The organism is Parafilimonas sp., from assembly GCF_047606085.1.
Lineage (GTDB): Bacteria > Bacteroidota > Bacteroidia > Chitinophagales > Chitinophagaceae > Parafilimonas.
The window spans coordinates 1-25869 of record NZ_JASGEX010000234.1; the positions used below are offsets into that span (position 1 = coordinate 1).

The 25869-nt window shown below is 45.1% G+C and carries 17 protein-coding genes; 11 read left to right on the forward strand and 6 right to left on the reverse strand.

Features of this window, described 5'->3' with window-relative positions; translation table 11 throughout:
* Positions 1-214: 214 nt before the first annotated feature.
* Positions 215-2497 (forward strand): cation:proton antiporter, encoded by a 2283-nt coding sequence (locus tag QM629_RS20855; protein WP_415161846.1) that lies wholly within the window; start codon positions 215-217, stop codon positions 2495-2497.
* A 57-nt stretch (positions 2498-2554) separates the two neighbouring features.
* Here QM629_RS20855 and QM629_RS20860 read toward each other — a convergent pair whose 3' ends face one another.
* Positions 2555-3772 (reverse strand): glycoside hydrolase family 27 protein, encoded by a 1218-nt coding sequence (locus QM629_RS20860; protein WP_415161847.1) that lies wholly within the window; start codon positions 3770-3772, stop codon positions 2555-2557.
* 317 nt (positions 3773-4089) lie between these two features.
* On the opposite strand from QM629_RS20860, the gene QM629_RS20865 reads away from it, so the two are divergent.
* The 3 genes from QM629_RS20865 (at position 4090) to QM629_RS20875 (ending at position 7726) form a co-directional block, all read left to right on the forward strand.
* Positions 4090-5937 (forward strand): 2-oxoacid:acceptor oxidoreductase subunit alpha, encoded by a 1848-nt coding sequence (locus QM629_RS20865; RefSeq protein ID WP_415161848.1) that lies wholly within the window; start codon positions 4090-4092, stop codon positions 5935-5937.
* 319 nt (positions 5938-6256) lie between these two features.
* Positions 6257-7000 (forward strand): intradiol ring-cleavage dioxygenase, encoded by a 744-nt coding sequence (locus QM629_RS20870; RefSeq protein ID WP_415161849.1) that lies wholly within the window; start codon positions 6257-6259, stop codon positions 6998-7000.
* Between the two features lie 15 nt (positions 7001-7015).
* Complete coding sequence (locus tag QM629_RS20875) at positions 7016-7726, forward strand: hypothetical protein (RefSeq protein WP_415161850.1); 711 nt, start codon at positions 7016-7018, stop codon at positions 7724-7726.
* A 98-nt stretch (positions 7727-7824) separates the two neighbouring features.
* On the opposite strand, the gene QM629_RS20880 is transcribed toward QM629_RS20875, so the two are convergent.
* The 4 genes from QM629_RS20880 to QM629_RS20895 form a co-directional block, all read right to left on the reverse strand.
* Entirely contained in the window at positions 7825-8568 is a 744-nt protein-coding gene (locus QM629_RS20880) for a DUF1080 domain-containing protein (RefSeq protein ID WP_415161851.1), read from the reverse strand.
* Positions 8569-8574: 6 nt separating this feature from the next.
* Positions 8575-8973 (reverse strand): c-type cytochrome, encoded by a 399-nt coding sequence (locus QM629_RS20885; RefSeq protein WP_415161852.1) that lies wholly within the window; start codon positions 8971-8973, stop codon positions 8575-8577.
* A gap of 178 nt (positions 8974-9151) precedes the next feature.
* The gene (locus QM629_RS20890) at positions 9152-9571 is read right to left on the reverse strand and encodes a c-type cytochrome (RefSeq protein ID WP_415161853.1); all 420 of its coding nucleotides are present in this window, start codon (positions 9569-9571) and stop codon (positions 9152-9154) included.
* A gap of 27 nt (positions 9572-9598) precedes the next feature.
* Positions 9599-10651, reverse strand: coding sequence for a sugar phosphate isomerase/epimerase family protein (locus tag QM629_RS20895; protein WP_415161854.1), 1053 nt, complete (start codon positions 10649-10651; stop codon positions 9599-9601).
* Positions 10652-10905: 254 nt separating this feature from the next.
* On the opposite strand from QM629_RS20895, the gene QM629_RS20900 reads away from it, so the two are divergent.
* The 7 genes from QM629_RS20900 (at position 10906) to QM629_RS20930 (ending at position 22968) form a co-directional block, all read left to right on the forward strand.
* Positions 10906-11487 (forward strand): RNA polymerase sigma factor, encoded by a 582-nt coding sequence (locus QM629_RS20900; protein ID WP_415161855.1) that lies wholly within the window; start codon positions 10906-10908, stop codon positions 11485-11487.
* Between the two features lie 88 nt (positions 11488-11575).
* Positions 11576-12562, forward strand: coding sequence for a FecR family protein (locus tag QM629_RS20905; protein ID WP_415161856.1), 987 nt, complete (start codon positions 11576-11578; stop codon positions 12560-12562).
* 287 nt (positions 12563-12849) lie between these two features.
* A complete protein-coding gene (locus QM629_RS20910; RefSeq protein ID WP_415161857.1) occupies positions 12850-16158 on the forward strand; it encodes a TonB-dependent receptor in 3309 nt (1102 codons plus the stop codon).
* A gap of 18 nt (positions 16159-16176) precedes the next feature.
* Positions 16177-17658, forward strand: coding sequence for a RagB/SusD family nutrient uptake outer membrane protein (locus QM629_RS20915; RefSeq protein WP_415161858.1), 1482 nt, complete (start codon positions 16177-16179; stop codon positions 17656-17658).
* A gap of 1 nt (position 17659) precedes the next feature.
* Positions 17660-19321, forward strand: coding sequence for an FAD-dependent oxidoreductase (locus QM629_RS20920; protein ID WP_415161859.1), 1662 nt, complete (start codon positions 17660-17662; stop codon positions 19319-19321).
* 11 nt (positions 19322-19332) lie between these two features.
* Positions 19333-21210 carry a beta-L-arabinofuranosidase domain-containing protein gene (locus QM629_RS20925; protein WP_415161860.1) on the forward strand — a complete coding sequence of 626 codons (1878 nt, stop codon included), beginning with the start codon at positions 19333-19335 and terminating at the stop codon, positions 21208-21210.
* A 108-nt stretch (positions 21211-21318) separates the two neighbouring features.
* On the forward strand, positions 21319-22968 hold the full coding sequence (locus QM629_RS20930) for an FAD-dependent oxidoreductase (protein WP_415161861.1): 1650 nt from the start codon (positions 21319-21321) through the stop codon (positions 22966-22968).
* A gap of 241 nt (positions 22969-23209) precedes the next feature.
* Here the strand turns inward: QM629_RS20930 and QM629_RS20935 are convergent, their stop codons facing one another.
* Positions 23210-25777, reverse strand: a complete 2568-nt coding sequence (locus QM629_RS20935) for a phosphocholine-specific phospholipase C (protein WP_415161862.1) — start codon at positions 25775-25777, stop codon at positions 23210-23212.
* Positions 25778-25869: the final 92 nt, after the last annotated feature.

Below are 25869 nucleotides of genomic sequence, written 5' to 3' on the forward strand. Positions count from 1 at the left end.
ATAACCACTGGCACGTCATTCCCCCAACGCGTCGGGGGAATGACGTGCAGGAATGTGAGATCATCTTACAATCCTATAAAGCAGGTGCAAACAGCCAATGCACAAATTCATCCTGTGTTTACTATAACGCAGCTTTCTTTTGCCACTTCAGTTATTGTTTTTGTATCTTCCGCAGGCAGGGCGCATGCCTGCAAAAAATCAATGATGAACCGGTATGGGCCATTTGCCGAAATTAATAGAAGATTTAGCGCTTATTCTTGTAACGGGCGCCATCACCACATTAATCTTCAAGAAGATAAAACAGCCGCTGGTGCTGGGTTATATTATTGCCGGTTTTCTGGTGGGGCCGCATTTTTCCCTTACGCCTACCGTGGCCGGCCACGACAATATTGAAACACTGGCCGAAATAGGCGTGATCTTCCTTTTATTCAGCCTGGGCCTTGAGTTCAGTTTCAAAAAGCTGGTGCGTGTGGGCGGCGCTTCTACCATTACTGCATTTACAGAGATCATATTCATTGTAATTGGCGGCTATTTAACCGGCACCTGGATGGGCTGGTCGAGAATGGACAGTATTTTCCTGGGCGGCATGCTGGCCAGTTCATCCACCACCATTATCATTCGTGCTTTTGAAGAGCTGGGCGTAAAAACAAAACGGTATGCCAACGTGGTATTTGGCGTGCTGGTGGTAGAAGACATCGTGGTGATATTGCTGATGGTATTGCTCTCCACCATGGCTGTACAGCAGCAGTTTAAAGGCGGCGAGCTGTTGCAAACCGTTTTAAAGCTGTTGTTCTTCCTGGCGCTGTGGTTTATTATGGGTATATTCCTGCTGCCTACTTTTTTAAAGAAGGCGAAAAAATTCATTAATGATGAAACGCTGCTTATTCTTTCCACAGGCCTCTGCCTCGGCATGGTAATACTGGCCACCAAAGTTGGTTTTTCGGCTGAACTGGGCGCTTTCATCATGGGTTCCATTTTTGCGGAAACAACTTCAGCCGAAAGGGTGGAACATATCATTAAACCGGTGAAAGACCTGTTCGGCGCTGTATTTTTTATATCGGTGGGCATGCTGATAGACCCTGCCGCCATGATAGCGTACAAATGGCCGGTACTTATCGTTACGCTGCTTACGGTAGCGGGCAAGATGTTTAGCACCACGCTGGGCGCCATCCTGTCCGGGCAGCCGTTAAAGCAATCAGTGCAGGTGGGCATGAGCATGGCGCAGATAGGGGAGTTTGCCTTTATCGTGGCTACGCTGGGGCTTAACCTGGGCGTTATCAGCAACTTTCTTTTCCCGGTGGCGGTGGGCGCATCGGCCATCACCACATTTACCACGCCTTATCTTATTAAATATTCAGAACCGTTTTACAATTTTTTACTGCGTATCCTGCCAAAAAAATTTGTAACGGCTATTGAAAATTATTCGTCGGGCACACAAAAAATACAGGCGGAAAGCGCCTGGAAAAAAGTGCTGCGCTCTTACGTGAAAATTGTGTTTACCAATGCTTTTATACTGCTGACGCTCAGCCTGCTGGCATTGAATGTACTGCTGCCTTTTTTTGAAGAGAATATGGCAGGCCGCACCTGGCCCGGCATTGTTTCGCTTATTATCCTGCTTGCATCAGGCGCTCCTTTTTTATGGGCGCTTATAACGAGGAAACCCGACAGCCTGGCTTACCGGGAGCTCTGGCTTGATGAAAAATACAGCAAAGGGCCCCTGCTCATTATTGAGATTATAAGAATTTTGATAGGGATTGGGCTGATCGGTTTCTGGGTGGACAGATTAATATCGGCAAAAGCGTCTGTAGTGCTGATAATGCCCGTCGCCATTGGGTTTTTATATCTCTTCTCCAAAAAGATACAACAGTTTTACCATCGTATCGAGCGCAGCTTTTTGAGTAACCTGAATGCGAGGGAAACAGCCGCATTAAAAGATAATGCACCGGAAGAACTGTTTAAGAAAAATGCCAGCCTGCAGTCTCAGTTGCTGCCCTGGTCTGCCGGCATTATTGATATGGAAGTAAACCCGAATGCCGATTATACCGGCAAAACGCTGCTGGAGCTTGCCTGGCGTGAAAAGTACGGCATCAATATAGCGTATATAAAGCGCGGAAATAAGCTCATGCATGCCCCTAACCGTTATGATAAGCTGCTGCCGTTTGACCATGCAGGCATTATTGCCACGGATGAGCAGATGCAGGTTTTTAAACCCGTGTTTGAAAATACAGATGTAACGGAATCGGAAAATGCCGAGATAGCCAATATTGTGCTTCAGAAAATTGTGGTGGATGAATATAACCGGCTGAAAGGGCTCAGCATTCGCGCCTCCCGCATTCGCGAAAAAACCGCAGGGCTGGTAATAGGCATTGAAAGAGGCAATGAACGCATTCTCAACCCTGATTCTTCCACCGTATTTGAATGGGATGATGTGGTATGGCTTGTGGTGGACAGGAATAAATTTAAAAGCTGGCAGGAAAGCCTGGAAAAGCCTGAATGATGATGTTCCCCCTGATAAGACTGGCTCAGTCTTTTAGACTGAGCCAGTCTGTTTGTTTTATTCCTTCTGAAAAATATTAAAAGGTGATGACTCGCCTGTTATCACCAGTACCACAATGCCATGCGGCGGCACTTTAAAGTTTTGCTGCGGTTGCGTTTGCCGCCCGGATGATGTATGGGCCCATACATCATGTATTGTATAGCCCTTTGCTGCTTTTAAACCAACCGAGTCAACATTAAACGGAATATTGGCTGCTGCGGCCGACCGGTTTAATAAGGCTACCGCCACTTTCCCGCTCATGGTATGCATTAATGGCCTTGCCCATACTTCCTGCTCGCCATAGCCCATTATTTTTCTGGCCTGGTAAACCAGCGGGTCCTGGTTAATGGCAATCATTTCTTTATTGGTAAGAATGGAAATTGTTTCTTTCGACATGGTGGTCAGATCATTGCCGGCCAGCAAAGGCGAAGCCAGCATGCACCACATGGAGAAATGTGTTTTATCTTCCTCATACGTCATGCCCCTGCCCACCTGCAGCATATCCATATCATTCACATGGCCGGGGCCCGCATAGCGCCACAGGCCGGCATTTAAGTCTATTATTTTCAGGATGCTTTCAAACGTGTTATCAATATCGCCCGATATGCGCCAGGAATCAGCCACACCGCAAACCCATTTGCCCGGAAACTGCCAGCGGCAAACATTGAAGATGGCGCCGGGCCGTAGTTGTTTAATAATCTTACTGATCCTGGTATAGCTCACTTCTTCATCAAGGCCCATAGCCTGCCCGCCGCACCAGTCAACTTTTATGAAATCATAATCCCAGTCAACCAGCATTTGATGCAGGTCCTGGTATTCATGCCCGTATAAACCCATGCCGCTGCCAATGGTATCTTTATCCCACATGGAGGCGCAGGTGTTCAGGCCTGCATCAGAATAAATGCCCGCTTTTAAACCTTTTGAATGAATATAAGCCGCTAGTTGCTTCATGCCGCCGGGAAAGCGTGTGGGATGGGGCTTGATATAACCTTTTTCATCCCTGCCGCCCCAAAAGCCATCATCTATATTAATGAAACTGTAGCCGGCATCCTTCATGCCTGATGCAACCATGGCATCTGCCTGGGCTTTAATAAGCTGCTCACTGATGTTTACATGAAAATTATTCCAGCTCGACCAGCCCATTAAAGGCGTTTGCCTTTTTACAGCGACAGTTTTTTGTGCAATGAGACTGAAAGAAAAACAAAATAAAAGTGCGGTAGTGATGATTTTTTTCATACTGCATAAAGATAGGGGATGGTGGCCTGTATTAAAATTGAAAAATGTTCCTGTTCTCCGGCTATCCGGGATAATCCAGGCAAGAACCTGGTAAATATTTTCCGCAGGCGCGGTTGTTACACCAGGCGATCAATTATGCCGGAAGTCTTATATATCTCCAACTTATTTCGCAAATCGTTAATACCCTGCGGCTGGTTTGTGCGAATTTTGTAAAGGCAATGAACGGGTTTACCGTAAAAGCAATTCTGCACGAATTGCCAAAATTGCCGGCGCTGAATTTTTATATAACTAACTTTGCACCCATTTTTTTAAGAGATATGGAAAGACAAGATGTTTTGCTGAGTGACGTAGTGATTAAATTTGCCGGCGACAGCGGCGATGGGATGCAGCTTACCGGAACCCAGTTTACCAATAATACCGCCCTGCTTGGCCTCGACCTGGCCACTTTCCCCGATTTTCCCGCAGAAATTCGTGCGCCGCAAGGCACTTTACCGGGCGTGAGCGGCTTCCAGTTACACTTTTCTTCCGACCGGGTGTTTACGCCGGGCGATATGTGCGATGTGCTGGTGGCAATGAACGCCGCAGCATTGAAAGCGAACCTGCCCTTTTTGAAAAAAGGCGGGAAAATTATTGCGAATATTGACGGCTTTGATGCCAAAAACCTTCGCCTCGCCAATTATATTGATGGTATTAACCCCCTGGAAAACGGCAGCCTTGATGCTTACGATGTACTTAAAATTGATGTGACCAAACTTACCCGCGAAACGCTGAAGGATTTTCCGGAGCTGGGCATGAAGGAAAAAGACCGTGCCAAAAATATGTTTGTGCTGGGCTTCTTGTACTGGATGTATAACCGCCGCCTTGATAGCACCATCAGTTACCTGGAAGAAAAGTTTGGAAAGAAGGAAAACATTCTTGCTAGCAATATAAAGGTATTGCAGGCCGGTTATAATTACGGCGATACCACCGAAACTTTTACGGCGCGTTATAAAGTTGAAAAGGCTAAGATGCCGCCCGGCACTTACCGCAGCATTATGGGCAACCAGGCGCTGGCCTACGGCTTAATTGCCGCCAGCGAAAAGAGCGGCCTGCCTTTGTTTTTGGGAAGTTATCCCATTACCCCCGCCTCCGATATTCTGCACGAATTAAGCCGTCATAAAGCATTTGGCGTAAAAACTTTCCAGGCCGAAGATGAAATTGCAGCCATCACATCTGCTGTCGGCGCCAGCTATGGCGGCAGTATTGGCGTAACCACCACTTCCGGGCCGGGCATGGCTTTGAAGGCAGAAGCGATGGGTCTGGCCGTGATGCTCGAAATTCCATTATTGATAATAGATGTGCAGCGCGGCGGCCCTTCCACCGGGCTTCCTACTAAAACAGAGCAGAGCGATCTGCTGCAGGCTTATTACGGCAGGAACGGCGAGTGCCCTATGCCGGTAATTGCTGCCCGTACGCCCAGCGATTGTTTTGATGCGGTATTTGAAGCGGTGAAGATTTCGCTCCGGCACATGACACCGGTTATATTGTTGAGCGACGGTTATATCGCCAACGGCGCCGAGCCCTGGCGCTTTCCAAAGAGTGAAGACCTGCAGCCGATACACGTAAAATTCAAGACAGACCTGGAAGAAGACGAGCACAAATTCCTGCCTTATAAAAGAGATGAAAAACTGGTGCGCCCCTGGGCTATACCGGGCACACCCGGCCTGGAGCACCGTATTGGCGGTATTGAAAAACAAAATATTACGGGCAATGTAAGCTATGATCCCGAAAATCACCAGTTAATGGTGAACATACGCGAGAAAAAAGTGGAAAATATAGCGGATTATATTCCCCTGCAAACCTTAGACAGTGGGCCCGAAAAAGGAAAAGTGCTCGTATTAGGATGGGGCAGCACGTATGGCGCCATTGAAAGCGCTGCCAGGCAGTTGCAGGCCGAAGGCCATGCGGTAAGCCATGCGCATTTACGCTACCTGCGGCCTTTTCCCAAAAACCTGGGCGAGATATTGCACAGCTTTGATACCGTATTAATTCCTGAAATCAATAACGGTCAACTGATTAAAATTATCCGTGATAAATTCCTGGTTGATGCCAAAGCTTACAATAAGGTAATGGGCGTGCCCATTACGAAAGGCGAACTGGCAGAAGAGATAAGAAGATACCTTTGATCTGCAAGCTTCTGCTTTACATTTACTTACTATTATAATGTGCAAGGGATGAATTAGTGAATAATATTTCATTGTCAGACCTCACCCCCTAACCTCTCCCGAATGGTCGGGACAAGTTCTCCAAAGGAGAGGGGAGCTAAAACCGAACAATACAAAATCACTTTTTTACACCTTGCAGAGTACGCGTTTTCACCCTTTCACCGCAGATATTGTGCATTTCACCTCATGGCAGGGGTAACATAAATTGTCAAACAATTGTCAGAAAATTGCTGCGTTATATCTTTATCAGAAATATTTGGATAACATTTAATGACCTTTTATGGAAAGAAAAGAATTTTTAAAGCAGGGCTTTAAGGCTTTAGGGTCTGTGGCTGTTGTGTATTTTTTTAATTCCTGCACGAAAGAATCCGGTACGGATGACAGCGGAAGCGATGACGACGACGATGATGATGATAGCAGTTCTGGAACATGCTCTCAATATCCCACAGTTACCGAAGGGCCTTATCCCACCAAAAACCCGGAAGAGCTGGTAATGTCTGATATTACTTCAGACAGGGAAGGCACGGCGCTTTCCATTGCTATAACCATACAGGATTATTCAGACAATTGTTCTGTGGCGGCAGATGTGATTGTGGATATATGGCACTGCGATGCCGAGGGCAATTATTCACAATATGGCGGCAGCGGCTCCACCCAAACAACAAATTACCAGTCTGTAAACTTTTTACGCGGCAGGCAAACCACTGATAGTTCCGGCATTGTGGAATTTACCAGTATTTATCCCGGCTGGTACGAAGGGCGCACTACGCATATACATATTCATGCTTACGATTCAAGCGGCAACAGCCTGGTAGTGGCCCAGATTGCATTTCCTGAAGATATTACCAGCACTGTGTATGCACAAGGAGCGTATGCCTCCCATGGCCAGAAGGGAATAGCAAATGCTGATGATAATATTTTCAGTGCAACGTATGAGTCGGGAACACTTCTGGACATTGCCCTGGCTACGGTAACGGGAAGCGTATCAAGCGGCTATACGTTAACGCACAGCATAGCTTATTAAGTTTTTCTCATGCGAATGGATAATACAATAAAAGCAAGGATACTTTTAGCCGGGAGGCGTGGTAAAACAGAGCATAAAGGGCTGTGCAGTTACCATATATTCAACTTTGGAAATTTTAAGCTGGAAGGCAGGGAGCCGTTTGGGGAGCTGATCGCGTTTAATGAAGATATGCTGGCTGCCGAATGCAGCACCCTGATCCATATTGCTTTGCTGCAGGAAATTTTTTTAATACCCATAGCAGGTGGCTTAGAAGTGAGGCGGAATGAAGAAGAAAATATCTATGTTTCCGCGGGTGAATGTGGCAGGCTGCAGTTGCGGGCCGGTGATACGGTTAAAATAACCAACCCCTATCCATCGCAGGCTGTAGATTTTATCCAGGTTTGGTTAAAGCCTGGTAAAAACACACCCATACCTGCGCATGCGGGTTATTCAATCAATCCTTTCAATATAAATACCAGGAATGCGATCCTGCCTTTATTTGCATCTTCCACCGGCGCTACAAAAGCCTATATCGCTAAATACGATCTTCGTTCTAAAGGCATATTTCCATACAGCAGGCAAATCCCCAATCTTTTTGTATATGTGATTGAAGGCGCTTTTGAATTTCAGGACAGGCTGATACAGGAAAAAGACAGTTTACGGTTTGAAGGTGTAAGCGCTGAATTTGATTTTGATGCGCTGAGCCAGGATGCAATGCTGCTGTTAATAGAAACAAGCGGCAATTAACAGTTCCCATTAAGGTTTTTACAACACGCCATTCCCAAAAATAAAAACGGGCTGTTCTAAAAAAAAGAACAGCCCGTTTTATCTGAAGGATGAGTTTTCTATAATTTCTTTATCATAATATTCCTGTACCAAACATCATGTCCGTGATCCTGCAGCGCAATATGCCCTTCTTGAAAAGTGCCAAAGGCAGGCCATTGTTTAAACTTGCTGCCGGCAATCATCTTCTTCCAGTTATCATCGAAAATAGTAGTGTTCACAACGTGCACGCCGTTTAAATAGAAATCAAGCTTGCCATTATTGCTTACTATTTCCGCAGTATTCCATTCCTCCGCAGGTTTTACTGCGCCGGGGGTTGCCTGTATCATATCATACAAACTTCCTGCGCGGTGTGTGGGCGTCTTATTGTCTTCATTTCTTTCATCATCCAGCACCTGCATTTCAGGGCCGGTTTTGTAAGTGTTTTCGTATTTCGCCTTGTCATCCTGTACATAAAATAAAATACCGCTGTTGCCGTCTTTGGATATTTTCCAATCAAGCTTTAAATCAAAATTGCCGAAGCTGTCATTGCTTACAAGGTCGCCGCCTTCTGCTTTTGAAGCTGAATGAAGTTGAATGGCGCCGCTGTCAGCCGACCATTTGCCGGCTTCGGTTTGCCCAAACGCATGCCAGCCATTCAAGGTTGATCCATCAAACAAAGAAACCCATCCTGTATCATTCGATGAAGTTTCTGTGGTTGCATCTGCCGTAGCTGTTGTGTCTGTTGCTTCCGCAGTATTGGAAGACGAAGAATTACATGCTGCAAAAAGTATGGCTGCGGCAGCAATTGCGTTGAATAGTTTCATGAGGTTTTATTTATTTCTTAATAGTAAAATGTACTTAACCATTTGCTCTGCGTCTGCCTGTGACAATGCAGGGTGGGGCGTCATGGCCACCTGGCCCCAGTCGCCTACGCTGCCGTTAATAACTTTCTGAGCAAGCATGCTTACATTTTCAGGCGTGTTTTCAAACTTGTTGGCAACATCCCTGTATGCAGGCCCTGTAACTTTTTCATCTACTTTGTGACAGGTAAGGCAGTCATTTGAAGCCACCAGCGCCAAACCTTTCTGATAATCGGGATTGGAAGACGGATCGTTGGCGGGTGCGGCAGATGAAGATTCTGAAGAATCTGAACTTTCACTTTTAGATCCGCTGTCGTTGCAGGCTGCAATTACAGCAAGTATTGCAACAGTTACAAAATACTTTTTCAATTGGTTCTGATTTTTAGAAATGAGATAATAGACTCAGCTTGTTCAGGCCTTGGTGAACCACTAACACCGTTTTAATGCTTGATTCTACGCATCTGTGTGATTGGTTTAAAAAAGCATAAACAAGTTTATTGTCAAAATAATGTCACAAATTTATTGATGCTGATTAATGAATGGCAAATTATTTTAAGCTATCTGCAGAATTCTTTAACGATAATATGTAACGGCACATGGCTTCTGCCTCACTGTACGTAACATTAGGATGCGGCGTCATTACCGCCTGGCCCCATAACCCCCTGCTGCCTTTAATAACTGCTGTAGCAAGGTTTTCAATATTGCCCTGGTTAAAATCGTATTTATCCGCAATCTGTTTATAAGCAGGCCCTGTGCTTTTCTCTTCTATTTTATGGCAGGTAAGGCAATCATTTGTTGCAATTAACCTTGCACCCAAATTAATATCTGCTGAATCTGTGTGCGGTACACTGCCGGTGTTAATCAAATGCTGCGTAGCATTGGCACTGTCACTCGCAGCTGTTTGCCCCGTTCCTCCCCCGCATGATGCCAACATTGCCAAACCTGCAATAACCGGGATATATTTCATGATATAAGTTTTATTGAACTTATATCTCTACAATCCCAGTACCAGCCTGTTTAAATTTTCATCGGCGCCTGCGGATGCAAAATCATCAAAGGCTTTCTCCGTTACATGAATAATATGGTCTTTTATGAATTTAGCGCCTTCTGTGGCGCCGTCAACCGGATGTTTCAAACAGCATTCCCATTCCATTACGGCCCATCCTTTAAAATCGTATTGCGCCAGTTTGCTGAATACAGATTTAAAATCAACCTGACCGTCGCCCAATGAACGGAATCTTCCTGCCCTGTTGATCCAGCTTTGATAGCCGCCATAAACGCCCTGTTTACCTGTGGGGTTAAACTCCGCATCTTTTACATGAAACATGCGGATGCGCTCATGGTAGTTGTCTATATATTCCAGGTAATTGAGGCATTGCAACACAAAATGGGAAGGATCGTACAGCAGGCAGGCGCGTGCATGGTTATTTACCTTTTCCAGGAACATTTCATACGAAACGCCATCGTGCAAATCTTCGCCCGGGTGGATTTCATAACACAAATCCACGCCATATTCATCAAATGTATTTAAGATGGGCAGCCATCGGCTGGCCAGTTCTGTAAAGCCTGTTTCAACGAGGCCTGCCGGCCGTTGCGGCCAGGGATAAAGGGTTTGCCACAACAAAGCGCCGCTGAATGTGGCATGTGCATTCAATCCTAAATTTTGGGATGCTTTTGCCGCCCACTTTAATTGCTGTACTGCCCATTCGGTCCTGGCCTTTGGATTGTTGCGGTATTGTTCCGGTGCAAAGCCGTCAAACAAAACATCATAAGCCGGGTGCACGGCAACCAGTTGCCCCTGTAAATGCGTGGATAGCTCCGTTATTTCCAATCCCAGTTCATTGATTGTTCCCTTCAGTTCGTCTGCGTAGGTTTTGCTTTCGGCTGCTTTTTGCAGGTCAATGCAGCGTGCATCCCATGTGGGTATCTGCACACCGGTAAAGCCTAAGTCCTTTGCCCATTCGCAAATAGACTTTAGGCTGTTGAACGGCGCTTCATCGCCTAAAAACTGGGCAAGAAAAATGCCGGGGCCTTTAAGTGTTGTCATAATGCTGAGAATTTTTAGCGATCATTAGATGTATTACAAAGGAATATATTTCGGCTAATATAAAAGCTCTTTTTAAAACAGGGTTGTATTAATTTGATTTTTTGAACAGCCGGCTCATGTTTAGAGCAATCAGCCTGTATGGCAACAGCCATTTTAAATTATAGTGCCTGGCAAATTTGAATTTTCTATGGTTTATACCTGCTTTTTAATGAATAATTTTACATTGCAATGCCAATTGATTAGATGCAACATATATGAAATTAAACAGTCTGGACGATAGCTTGCTGCTTGCCGGGATTAAAACAGGTAATCAAAAAGCGTTTGATTTGTTATTTAATAAATATTGGGAGAAGTGTTATTCCCAGGCGTATAAGCGTTTAAAAAATAAGGAAGACGCAAAAGATGTGGTGCAGGAAATTTTTGCAACAATATGGTTGAAAAGGGCATCTTTTTGTGCTGTTAATTTTGAAGCCTATCTGCATGCAGCCATTCGAAATAATACGCTTAAAATATTATTAAAGCAACAGGCGCACCACTCTTTTTTCAATATAGCCGACACGCTGCGGGAAACCAGTGCCCTGCCCGATTCCAGGATTGCTGTTGAAGAATTTATGGAAGCCTATGCAAACCTTCTTGCTACGCTGCCTCCGCAAAGGCGCGCCATTTTTCAGATGCGTTTTCATGAGCAGCTTCCCACAAAAGAAATTGCGCTCCGGCTTGATATAAAAAGAAAAACCGTGCAAAACCAGTTAGGCAAAGCTGTTCATTTTCTTAAACTATCGCTGTCGAAAATACTTGTGGCTACAGTTATCATGTGCATCATTCTTAAGCTGTAAATCTTTTCAAAAAAAATTTTTCACGCGCGTAGGACTTTTTCAGGTTTCCGGATCATTACTTCATCCATCATTGCCATATATACTTTTTATGGATAAAAAATACTTTTCAAAGTTGCTTGCCAAATACATGCAGGGTGAAGCTTCGGCAGAAGAAATCCGCTTTCTGGAAAGCTATTACGAGCTTTTTGAAAATACAGATGATGTGCTTAAAACATTTAGCAAAGAAGAAAAATCCAGGCTGAGGGATGATATCAGAGCCGGTATGGGCGCTGGTAATGCGGTTGCGCCCTGGTATGCCTTATACAAGAAAGAAATAATTGCCGCCGCTGCTGTTATAATTATTTTCTCCGGTGTTTTTATTTTATACCATCCCGCTGCCAGGCAACAGCCGTTTGCAGAAAATAAGCGCAATGGGGTTTTTGCACATATAGTGGCCAAGGCAGATAAAGAACACGGGCAAAACCGTGTGATTGCGCTTCCTGATGGAAGCGCTGTTATACTAAGTGCAGGGAGCGCACTGGATTATTCAAAGAATTTCAATATAAAAACACGGGACGTTTTTTTAAATGGCGAGGCCTTTTTTGACGTTCAGCATAATGCTTCAAAACCGTTTGTTGTGCATACAGGCAAAGTGCAGGTAACCGTGCTTGGAACGGCGTTTAACGTAAAGGCCATTAATGGTGAAAAGAACATAACCGTTACAGTAAGAAGAGGCCGGGTAAGAGTGAGCGATGACCGTAAAGTGATTGGTGAAATAATGCCCAGCCAGCAAATAGTGTATAATAAAGAAAGCATAACAGCGCAAACGCAAACTGTGGCAAATGAAGATTACCTGGGCTGGCAGGGTAAAGCGTTGTTTATTGATAACCTTACCATAGCAGAAGCCTCAAAAATACTGGAAGATAAATACCATACGGTTATTCAGATCAAGGACAGGGAGATTGAAGCATTACGCTTCACGGCTACTTTTTCGGCTGATGATGATATAGATAAAGCGCTTAACAGCATTTGTGTTTTTAACGGGATCAACTACAGGTATGCCAATGGCGGCTCTGTAATTGAAATATATAAATAACAGCGCAATTATTTTTAAACCGCATAAAATTCGTTTGCCATGATACCAGGATGCAAAAGCCCATAAAAATACCCCTGAAAAAAATTCAGAGGTAGATTTTTTGCTGTTGCCCCGACCGCCATCGGTGCACAGCCATGTTTTAACATATTGCCTGTGTTATCAGGCTTCTCATTACATTAAAACCAATCGAAGTTATGATTCTTTCCTTAACTGCAGGAGAAAGTTCTGTGCCCGTATGTTTAAAAAAACTACGGTTATTCTATAAAAAACCAGGAATAAAATTGCTCATGCGCACCGGATCTATTGCATTTACGTTTTTGCTTGCCACTTCCTTTCAGTTGCTGTTTGCAACGCCTTCAAGAAGCCAAAGCATAGATGAATTTACCATCTCTTTTAACCTTCATAATGAAGACCTGCCGGATGCGCTAAAGAAAATTGAAGCAGCCAGCCCCTTTCATTTTATGTACCGGTACGATGAGGTTAAAAATATTAAGAATATAAACCTTTCCGCCAAAAAATTAACTGTAGCCGAAGCGCTTCAAAAAATACTTGCCAACACAGTATTTACCTATAAGCAGGTAAACAATCAGATTCTGATTGTTTATGATAATAGCGCAACGAAGCCAATTATAAAAGGAAAGATCACAAATGCCTCTGGCGAGCCTTTGTCAAGCGTTAGTATAACCGTTAAGAATGAAACCGGAGGGGTGTATTCTGATGAAAGCGGCAATTATACCATCAATGCTTCTGCCGGCGATACGCTTGTTTTTTCTTATGTGGGGTATAATACCAGGCAAATTGTGGTAGGCAATCAAGGTATTATAAATGTTGTTTTAGACCTGAATATAACATCGTTAGACCAGGTAGTTGTGGTGGGCTATGGCACTGTAAAGAAAAAAGATTTAACGGGCGCTGTTTCAACTATTGGTGAGGATGATATTAAATCAACTCCGATGGTGTCTTTAGACAGAGCGCTCCAGGGGCGGGTATCAGGGGTGCAGGTTACAGCCAATTCAAATAAACCGGGCGGTGGAACCACGGTACGCATCAGAGGCACCGGTTCTGTAAACGCCGGTAACGATCCTTTATACGTTATAGATGGGTATCCTGTGGGAGATCTGAACTCCATAAATCCGCAGGATATTGAATCTATAGACGTGCTTAAAGATGCATCGGCCACAGCTATTTATGGATCCAGGGGCAGTAATGGCGTGGTGATTATAACTACAAAAAGAGGTAAAAACGGGCAATCTAATCTAAATTTTGATGGATATTATGGCATTCAGAAATTGCGAAAAAAAATAGGGCTGCTAAACGCGCAGGAATATGCTGAGTTTATTAATGAGGCAAGGATAAATGGCGGCGGAACAGCTTATTTCGATGGGTCTTCAGCAGACAGGCCTTTGCCTTCTGCCCTGGGTAAGGGCACCGACTGGCAGGATGTGGTTTTTCAGCAGGCTCCCATCCAGAGTTATCAACTTAGCTCAAACGGTGGCGACATTAAAACGCAATATGCAATTTCAGGCAGTTATTTTGAGCAGGAAGGCATTATCGTTGGTTCCTATTTTAAACGGTATTCATTAAGAGCCAATCTGGACAGGCAGGTAAAACCCTGGTTTAAAATGGGAGCATCCATGTTGGGCACGCATTCCGTTTCCAACAATTCTCGTACAGAAACGGACGGCGGAGCCGCCGGAGGCGTAACCAATGCCGCTCTTAATTTTGCCCCGATATGGCCGGTTTATGATAGTACGGGCGTTTATTACAGGGATTTGAGCGCCCTGAACGGTAATCTTGTTGATAACCCTTTGGGCCTTGCTAAGGAGGTTACAGATCAATACAAGGTAATCCGTTTGCTGGCCAATGCGTATGCAGAAATAAAATTCAACGAAGACCTTAGTTTTAGAACAACTTTTGGGGCCGACTTATTTAACAGCAAGGAGAATTATTATGCAACACGGTTAATAGGGCTTGGCTCCAGTGTAAATGGCCAAGCCAGCATTGCCACCGCTCAAAATATTAACTGGCTCAATGAAAATACATTGAATTATAAACATGTTTTTGATAAACATAATATAAACGCAGTAATAGGCTATACGGCACAGGCTTATCATAATGAAACGCTTGGCGCTTCTGCTTCTAATTTTAATAATGATTTTGCTTTGTATAATAATCTTGGGTTAGGCGCTACCCTGGCGGCTCCCAGCTCGGGCGTGGCTGAATGGGCATTGACTTCCTACCTGGCAAGGGTAAATTATGGGTATGATAATCGTTATTTACTGACCTTAACTGCCAGAACAGATGGTTCTTCCCGTTTTGGCCCGGGTAACAAATACGGCTTTTTCCCTTCCGGGGCATTTGCCTGGAGAATATCCGATGAAAAATTTTTTAAACGACTTTCATGGATCAGTGACGCCAAACTGAGGGCGAGCTATGGCCTTACCGGTAACCAGGCCATAGGCGATTATGCCTACATGGCCACTATTGTTGGCAGCACGGCTATATTGGGCGGCGCCAGCCCGGCGATTCGCATTGGCGGTGTACCTAATATCATCAGCAATTATAAACTGGGTTGGGAAAGCAACAAACAATTAGATGCGGGGCTTGACCTTGGCTTTTTAAACGATAAGATCCGGTTTACCGCAGACTACTATATTAAAAACACTTACAACCTTCTGTTCTCTGTTAGCATTCCGCAAACTACGGGATATAGCTCGTCTCTTTCCAATATTGGCCAAGTGCGTAACCAGGGGCTTGAACTGGCGCTTGCCACCTCGCTTGGCAACGAACGTGCTTTTGCCTGGGACGCCAATTTCAACCTGTCATTCAATAAAAACAAGGTGATAAAATTAGATGGAAGCGAATCTTATTTAACAGGTACCGGATCGGGGCATTTGCAGGTTTACAACACTGTTCAGCTAAAAGTAGGGAACCCGTTGGGGAATTTTTATGGGCGGGTATTTGACGGTATTTTCCAGAGCCAGGATGAAATTGATCAGTCTGCACAGCCTGGTGCAGCACCGGGCGATATCCGGTATAAAGATTTAGACGGGAACGGAACGATTAATGATGATGACCGTACTATAATAGGAAATGGTTATCCAAAGTATATATCCGGATTCAATAATACGTTATCCTATAAAGGGTTTCAGCTGACTGTTTTCTTCCAGGGAAGTTTTGGAAACGATATCCTGAATTTTCAGCGGTTTGATCTGTATAATCTGAATGGAAATAATAACCAGGCAAAGGCAGTGGTGAACAGGTGGACGCCCACCAATCCTTCCAATATCATACCACGGGCTAATTCTTTGGGAGGGCAGCGGATATTGTCCAGCTTTCATATAGAGGACGGGTCATATATAAGAATGAAAAATATTGCCCTTTCTTATTCCCTTCCTCAATCGTTCATTCAAAAAATAAAGGGCCGGTTTCTAAAAGTATATGTGTCGGCCCAAAATTTATGGACGATCACTAAATACAAAGGATATGACCCCGAAGTGAATTTTTCAGGATCTTCTGCTACCAGTCAGGGCATGGATTATGGCAGCTACCCGGCCAACAAAACCGTTATTCTGGGATTGAACATAGGCCTTTAATTATTTAAAATTTTTGCAATGGAAAGAATGATTAATAAAAATACAGTCATCAGTATTATAGCATGCTGCGTGGTTATAAATGGTTGCACGAAACTCGATTTAAGCCGTCTCGATACGCAGTCTGTCGGCACTTATTATAAAACAGCCAGTGATGCTAATGCGGCCACTATTGCCATGTACGGCCAGCTACGAAGTATGTACCGCGATGAAGTATTTGTAACGCCCAATTCAGTAGCTACAGACGAAGGGGTGCCCTTTCTCACCGGTAATGCAGACCGGGTTGCTCTTTGGAACTACAATATTATTTCCACAAATTCTTTTACCGGAAGTATATGGGGCGCTTCTTACACCGGCATACAGCGGAGCAACATTGTATTAGCGCACATACCCGGTATAACAATGGATGAAACCCTGAAAAAACAATACCTGGGAGAAGCGCTGTTTTTAAGAGCCCTGCATTATTTTAACCTGGTGCGTTTCTATGGCGGGGTACCTATAGTAGAAAATGAAGTTACAGACCTCACCAATATAAATGTTGCGAGGGGAACGGTGGATGATGTTTATGAACTGATCATATCAGATCTCACGACGGCAGCAGGTTATTTACCAGTATCCTATACCGGCGAAGATGTGGGGAGAGCTACCAAAGGAGCTTCGCTGGGGCTATTGTCCAAAGTATTCCTTACAAGGGCCGGAACTGACCAAAGTTCTGAATACTGGCAGCAGGCGGCAACCTATGCAAAGCAGGTGATGGATATGGGCGTTTACGGGCTTTGGGACGATTATGCGGCTGTATATGCGCTGGCAAACAGGGGTGGAAAGGAATCGCTTTTTGAAGCAGAGTATATTACCGATTTAGACGGCAATAACTTTACTACAGGATATGCCCCCAGGGGCGCTCCCATTGTGCCGGGCACTGGAAGCGGCATATTCAGGGTAACCTCAGGTTTGTTTAATTTGTTTCAGGACGCGGACAAACGAAAAGCTGTTACTTTTTTAACTTCTTATGTAAACCCCACCAGTGGCGCCACTGTGCAGCTATCCACCGATAATACAGATCCTGCTTATGCGGTTTCTTTCTGGAAACTTGCAGACCTCACTTCTACAGTTGGCGGCATGGGAGGTACCAGCTTTCCTATTCTGCGCTATTCCGATATTTTACTGATTTATGCAGAAGCGCTCAATGAGGTAAATAATGGTCCCAGTACGGAAGCATTACAGGCGGTTAACCAGGTGCGTGAAAGGGCCGGCCTGAGCGATCTGGCTACTATGAGCAAACAGGCATTTAAAGATTCGGTGTTATTGGAAAGAAGAAAAGAATTTTGTTTTGAGGCCAACCGCTGGTTCGACCTTGTAAGAACGGGCACGCTTGTAGATGCCGTACAGCAGGAAAACAGTTTTTCAAGGAATGCGGCCATACAGGATTTTAATAAACTGTTTCCCATTCCGCAAACCGAAATGGACATTAACCCTGCCTTAGTTCAAAATGATGGATATTAATATGCGAAGAGATAATGCCTGTAAATGTTTTGGCGTCCGGCTGCTCTGTTTGTTTTTTATATGGATTAGTGTTGCTTCTTTTGGCCAGAATGCGCAGGTGGAAGAATTTGATGTGGTGGTGTATGGCGGCGGCTCTGCGGGCTTTATTGCTGCAATCCAGGCTGCTAAACTGGGAAAAAAGGTAGCCCTGGCGGAGCCTTCCGCGCATGTTGGAGGCATGAATGTAGAAGGCCTGGGCGGAACAGATATTGATAATCACGCCGAGTTTCAGAATAGTACTGCCGTTGGCGGATTGGCATTGGAATTTTATCGCCGCATTGCAGCCTGTTACCACCGCCAGGCTGAGTTTGAGGAAATGATAAAGCTTAAAGCAAAACGACCGGAGCTTTGGCGTTTCGAGCCACATATAGCGGAAGCAGTGATCACTAAATGGTTGCAGGAGTACCCGGTTCATCTGTATAAAAATGCCCGGTTAAAAGAAAAGGGCGGAGTAGTAAAAGTTCGCAACAGGATACGGAAGATTTGTCTGGAGAACAATGTTATATTGGGGGCGCATATATTTATTGATGCTACGCCGGAAGGTGATCTTATGGCTGCAGCCGGCGTTAGCACCACTTTTGGGCGTGAGTCAAATGCAAAATATAATGAAACAAAAAACGGGATACAGAACGGTACCCGGCATGCACAATTTGCAGTACAGGTGGATCCTTACGTAATTCCCGGCGATCCGCAAAGCGGGTTAATTGTTACTGTTCAGCCGGATTCTTTGGGAACGCCCGGAACAGGCGATGAAAACATTCAGGCATACTGTTTCAGGATGTGCCTGAGCAGAGACACTTCCAAAAAAATTCCTTTTTCTATGCCGCAAGGGTATAAGCGCAGCGATTATGAAATTTATTTGCGCTATTTAAGGAAAGGGGGAAAGTTATATGTTCCTGTAGTATCTATTCCTAACGGAAAAACAGACCTGGGCGCCTGGCACGACCTTTCTCACAATCTTTATGGAATGAATAAAGAATATCCTGTTGCGTCTTATAAACGCAGGGGTGAAATATTACAAGAACATCGCCGGTTTACACAGGGGTTATTTTACTTTCTTTCAAATGATGAGGAAGTAGGCAGGTTGGATGCTGCTTTACAACAGGAATGGAAGCAATGGGGATTGGCCGCTGATGAGTTCCCGGATAATAACGGGTGGCCCAGGATGTTCTATGTAAGAGATGGCCGGAGGCTTGTTTCAGACTTTGTTATAACGGAGAACTATATCAGGAAAGATTCCCGTTTGGCGTTGCCACATCCGGTAGCCGTTGCCTTTTGGCCCCCTGATCTGCATAGTGTGCGAAGAATTGTAAAAAACGGGTACGCCTATAACGAAGGGGCTATATTCGGCGGCGACTGGTGGAAGCCTTTTGGCATTCCTTACGACGCCATTGTTCCTAAAAAAGAAGAATGTGCCAATCTTTTGGCGCCAGCCTGCCCTTCAGCAAGCCATGTGGCGTATGGATCAATCAGAATAGAGTTTACTTTTATGGAGCTGGGCCAAGCAAGCGCTGTAGCCGCATGTTTGGCAATAGATGAAAACAAGAATGTTCAGGACATTAAATATTCCGGGCTGGTGCAGCAATTAAAAGCAGAAGGCGCAAAGTTTTCAGTAGTTAACTAATTTATAATAACATGAACCGATTGATTGTTTTTAGTTTATTTATTTTAACAAGGAGTTTTTCGTATGCGCAAAGTGGCGACGTTTTACACATCCCGGAATATAAGGCTTTTGTAATGAGTGGGTACGTTGGCAATAAAATAAACCTGTGCATCAACAACGGTATTTTAAAAACCGATGAGAATTATCTTGTAGAGCCCTTTCGGCATAAAGAGGAGGAAAGGCAGTGGCAATCGGAGTTCTGGGGTAAATGGCTTACTTCTGCGGCAGATGCTTATCGTTATACAAAAGATAAGCGCCTGTTGGAAAAATTAAAGAATGCGGTTAATGGGCTACTGGCTACGCAAATGCCCGATGGGTATATTGGAAATTACGCGCCGGCTTATCGTCTTAAAGAATGGGATATATGGGGAATGAAATATTGCCTGTTGGGATTGCTGGACTATTATGACCTTACGAGGGACGGGGCCACCCTGATCGCAATGAAAAAGCTGGCGGATTATGTGATTACTTCAGTTAAAAAGTCAGATATTCCTTTTTATCGTTTAGGAAACTACAAGGGCATGGCTGCGGCATCTATATTAGAACCCATTGTCCGGTTGTATGGCGTAACGAAAAACGAGCCTTACCTTGACTTTGCCAAATATATAGTTGATTCATGGAAAGACCCACAGTCTGCACAACTTATAATTAAAGCACTGAATCATATTCCGGTTGGTAAAAGATTTCCGGTACCTTCATCATGGTACGGCCCGGATAACGGGCAAAAAGCCTATGAAATGATGTCTTGTTATGAAGGTTTATTGGAGCTCTATCGGGTTACAGGCGAAAAGGATTACCTGAATGCAGTGCTGGCTGCTGCAAATGATATATGCGAATCGGAAATAATGATTACCGGGTCCGGGGCAAGTATGGAATGCTGGTTTGGCGGTGCGTTCATGCAGTCGGTTCCCACAAAACATACTATGGAAACCTGCGTTACCGTAACGTGGTTAAAGCTTTGTTTTCAATTATTGCAGGTTACAGGCGACGGGAAATGGGCAAACGAAATAGAGAAGGGCTATTATAATGCACTGCTGGGAGCAATGAAGCCGGATGGATCTACGTGGAGCAAGTACATAGGTATGGAAGGTGTAAAAGTGCTGGGTGAAGATCAGTGCGGGATGCATACGAACTGTTGCATTGCAAATGGGCCACGAGGTATTATGGTAGCTGCCAAAGCAGCTTTACTGGCAGGCAGGAACATGGTAGCTGTAAATTTTTATACACCGCTAAAGGCCGGTCTGCTACTCAATAATGACCAAAAGAAACCTGTAGAAATTGAAATGGCTACTGGATATCCTGCTTCAAACAGGGTGCAGATAAAAGTTATACCAGGTGAAATGTCCGCGTTTGCCCTACTGTTGCGGGTGCCGGAATGGGCGCATCAGTTTACAATTACGGTAAATGGAGAAAAGGTTGCAGCGGATATAAAAGATCATTATGCCAGGGTTGACCGGAATTGGTCAAAGGGCGATGTAGTGGAGATTAGTTTTGAAATGGAAGTGCGCCCTTTCAGGTTAGAAAACGATCCGTATCATGTTGCACTCCTCTATGGCCCGTTGGTTTTGGCGGTGGACAAGAGGTATAACGAAAGTCCGTTCTACCAGGCGTATGAACGGTTCGATGAGCATGGAAAAATAGCTTGCAGAGTGTCTGGCAGTAAGTATGGCGGGCTGTTGGATATATGGGTGCCGCTGCGCAAAGAGGCAGATGGGCTGGTTCAGCAAAACGAGGAGATATGCTTTACCGATTTTGCCACTGCAGGCAATACCTGGAGCGCCGCTTCCGCCTATAAGGTTTGGCTGCAGGAAGTAAGAAATGTGTCTAAGGAAAACATTAAAACACAATAATTATCTTGCCGGGCACCGCTAATTGAATCGCGGGATTGTGAAGATTGCGCCGTTTCCTAACCAGTGTGCTCCGTTATATAACCATAGTTGTTCTGTTAATACTTCATCATGCATAGAAAATTTGCTTATCTCCCGGCTATTCTTTTTATCATATATATTGCCTGTGCCGGTTTCACTGCCGGTAACAAAGTTTATACAGCCGATGTAATTATTTATGGGGGAACCAGTGCAGCCATAACGGCGGCGGCAGAAGTTAGAAAGGCAGGTAAAACTGTGATTGTTGTTTCGCCTGATACACATCTGGGCGGCCTTAGCTCAAATGGCCTTGGGTTTACCGATACCGGCGATAAATCGGTTATTGGCGGGCTGGCGCGCGAATTTTACCATTATGTGTATTTGCATTATCAAACCGATTCTTCCTGGAAATGGCAAAGCAAAGCACAGTATGGAAATAAAGGACAGGGCACGCCGGCCATTGACGGGAATGAAAGAACCATGTGGATATTTGAGCCGCATGTAGCCGAGGATATTTTTGAAAACTGGATTAAAGAATACGGTATCACGGTGCTGCGAAACGAATGGCTGAACAGGGAAACGGGCGTTAAAAAGCATAACGGCAGCATCATTTCCTTTACCACGCTAAGCGGTAAAACCTTTAGCGGGAAGATGTTTATTGACGCCACCTATGAAGGCGATCTGATGGCTGCTGCCGGCGTGTCATATACCGTGGGCAGGGAAGCCAACAGTAAATACAACGAACAATGGAATGGGGTGCAAACAGGCGTGTTTCAGCACGGGCATCATTTTTCAACCCCTATATCGGCGTATAAAACGCCCGGTGATCCCGCCAGTGGTTTATTGCCGCGGATTTCTGAAAACAAGCCAGGCATAAACGGTGAGGGCGATGATAAAATCCAGGCGTATTGTTACAGGATGTGTTTAAGCAATGTGCCTGCAAACAGGGTGCCTTTTGCAAAACCGCAGGGATACGATCCTTCCCAATATGAATTGCTGGTACGTGTATTTAATGCAGGCTGGCGTGAACTGTTTAATAAGTTTGACCCCATACCCAATAAAAAAACGGATACCAATAATCATGGCCCTTTCAGCACAGACGATATAGGCATGAACTATGATTACCCTGACGCTTCATATACAAGGAGAAAGGAGATTATTAAAGAGCACGAAACCTATCAAAAAGGCTTGCTCTATTTTATTGCCACCGATCCGCGCATTCCAAAAGATGTGCAGGCGGAGTTTAATACATGGGGGCTTGCAAAAGATGAGTTTACAGATAACGGTAACTGGCCTCACCAGCTTTATATACGTGAGGCAAGAAGAATGACCGGCGCTTTTGTAATGACGGAGAATGAAGTGATGGGCAAATCGCCTGTTCCCCAGCCTGTGGGAATGGGGTCTTACAGCCTTGATTCGCATAACACACAGCGTTATGTAACGGATGAGGGTTATGTTCAGAACGAAGGTGATATTGGCGTGGCTGCGCCCAAACCATATAGCATTGCTTACGGTTCCATCATACCAAAAAAAGGGCAATGCAATAACCTGCTGGTGCCGGTATGTGTATCCGGTTCCCATACCGCCTTCGGTTCCATAAGAATGGAGCCTGTATTTATGATCCTGGGAGAATCTGCAGCCACGGCCGCAGTTATCGCTATCAACAATCATGTTGCCGTGCAGGATGTGGATTATGCACAGTTAAAGGCAAAGCTGCTGGAACAAAAACAGCGTTTGCAGTAATTAATTTAACGTGAGTCTATATAAGCCCGAAGGGCTTTACTATAAATAGCCGCCGGTTTCACCGGCGGTGAATCGGCACCAGTTTATTGAACCCCGCCGGGGTTCAATAACAACCCTGCCTCATTTCCCCCCGAATAAAATTCGGGGCTATTAAAATTTAATCCCCTTCGGGATTTTCCTACCTGCAAATTTCTTCACTAAACCTTTTAAATGCGGCAATTCATCATTAACAGCAACCTGTTTATCCCCTTCCCATAAAAGGATCAGTATATGTTTCTTTACCGGTCTCAACCCGCCCCGCAAACCGTTTTATAAAACCCGGTTTGTTTGGCAGGCCAACAGAAAAATCGTACCAGCCAAAGCTCTTCGAGAGGTTCAGCGCGATAACCTCTGTTTTGGAGGGGCCGATCTTTTTTGAGACGGGCGGCGCTTTGTAAGCGTTGTCTTCAATCTCAATATCATAAGCACTGATCTTGCTGAGATTAACGATACTTACAATCAGATTGCCGGTAAGCTGGTTTTTATTGGCCACATCGGTTTGGTATGCGCAATCCACATGAATATCCGGGTCCTGCGCATTGCCCGCAAATTCACGGAAGAAACCATTGGGCCCGTACAAGCGAAGATGATACTGATCGTCTTTAAAATTACCCAGCGGCCATTTTTCTATAACGGCTTCACCGGCCTTTACTGCAAAATGCCAGGGCCGCAGTGGCTCAAAAGTTTTTTGGCTGGCCTTTTCTGCTTCCAGCGAAACATATTCGCCCGGCGCATACACACTAAACGGGGAGCCTGCCGCCTTTTCGCCAAACACGTTTTTCCGGGCCTCCATTTTTATTTCAAAGCTTTTTTTATCCCTGCTTAATATGCCGCCCGCATACAATTCGTAAGGCAATGGGTTTGCCGGTTTTGTTCCCGGTTCCTGCTGCGGCATAAGCGATGAAGCGGCAGGATCGCGATTGATCTGCTGTATTTCTTCCGGGCTTACTTTTTTAAAATTGGATGGCTCCTCTTTAAATTTTGCATTATAAATGGTTTCAACAAAAAGGTCTCTTTTCAGGAAGGGCAATCTTTCCTGTTCTTTTTCATCAAAAACAGTAAAGGCCGATGTAAGGTTTCCGCAAACGGCGCGGCGCCACTCGCTGATATTGGTTTCCCTTATATTCTTTTTAAATTTCTTATTCAGGAATTCTTCGAGGAATTGTAAGGAAGAAGTGTGGTCAAATACCTGTGAGCATACTTTGCCGCCGCGGCTCCATGGTGAAGCAACGATCATCGGCACCCTGAACCCGAGGCCCACCGGGCCGCCACGGGCTTCTTTTTTTGCTATGCCATCGCGCAGTTCGTTTTCAAGCCGCACATATTCTTCTCCGTTAATGGGTATGCCGGGTGAGCATTTGCCGGTTAAAGTCTCTTTGTGATCCGGCGCCACGAAGGGAGGAATATGGTCGAAATAGCCGTCATTCTCATCATAGGTAAGAATGAAAATGGTTTTCTTCCACACGTCAGGATTGTTGGTAAGTATGTCAAGAATTTCAGACACCAGCCAGGCGCCATACCAGGGAGCGCTCGGGTGATCGGAAATATTCTGCGAAGGCACCAGCCAGGAAACCGTGGGCAGTTTTCCGGAATCCACATCCTGCCTGAACTGGTAAAGTACATCACTTTTTGGAACGGAGAGCGCACGCTCCACGCCATTATCGTCATATTTTAAAGCCGTAAGCGTACGGTACTCGGGATCGGCATCGTTTATGGTGAATGCCTTTTGATAAATATTTTTTTGAAAAGAAGACAGGTTCTCAAAATTTTCGGCGCTCCACTGTTGCAACTGCCCTTTTGCATCGTTTAAAACTTCTTTCTTCTTTGCAATATCTTTTTGCAGCTTATCATAACTTTTATCGGTTGCCGGCGTTGCCGCCAGCCTGCCTTCCAGTTCTGTTATTTCATTTGGAAGCGTTTCCGTTTGCTTTTGCAGGCTCTGTACATAACGGCTGTAAAAGCGCACATTGTATTGCGATAAAAATTCAAGCGGGTTGCAGCCGAAATTGGAGAGCCATGCCCGTTCATCGCCTTCAAAGCCGCCGCCGGCTGAAATATCGTTCTGATATACTTTCCACGCTATCCCGTTTTCTTCCAGCCTCTCAGGAAAAGTTTTCCAGCGTGCTTCGCCGTAAGGTATATCGTTTCTGATATAGGCTTTTGAACTATCGTTTTTCTCCTCACGTATCGTGCCGCCCCAAAGAAATAAGCGGTTGGGCCAGGTGCTGGTCATGGCTGATGAGAAATTCTGATCGCATACGGTAAAAGCGTCGGCCATGGCATAGTTGAAAGGAAGGTCTTCGCGGGTATAATGCCCCAGCGTGAGCGGCATATCCGCATATTTTTGATTGCCCGATCTTTTTGCATCCAGCCACTGGTCATACCGGCCCCGGTTATCTGCATCCACCTGGCTGGAGCGGGAATGCGGCACAGAGCCCATCCAGGTGATCTTTGTATCGCGTATATCAAAACGGAATGGCAGATAGGTTTCGCCGGCTTTATTGGTTTGCAGCCACACCAGGTTTTTATCAGGCAGCGTTACAGCCCTTGGATCGTTAAACCCGCGAACGCCGCGCAATGCGCCAAAGCAATGGTCGAAAGAGCGGTTTTCCTGCATCAGAATCACTACGTGCTCCGCATCGAGGAAACTGCTGCCCGGCTGCGGGTCTATGGCAACAGCTTTTGTGATAGACGCCTGCAGTTTACCGGAGAGGCCCGCAGCGCCAGACAGCAGGATTGCATTCCTGAGAAATTCTCTTCTCGTATTCATATACTATAATTTGTGCCTTTAACTGAAGTTGTTCAGACTTATTTTAACCCATAGTAATTACTTGGGGAAATGTATTCAGTAATTAAGAGAAG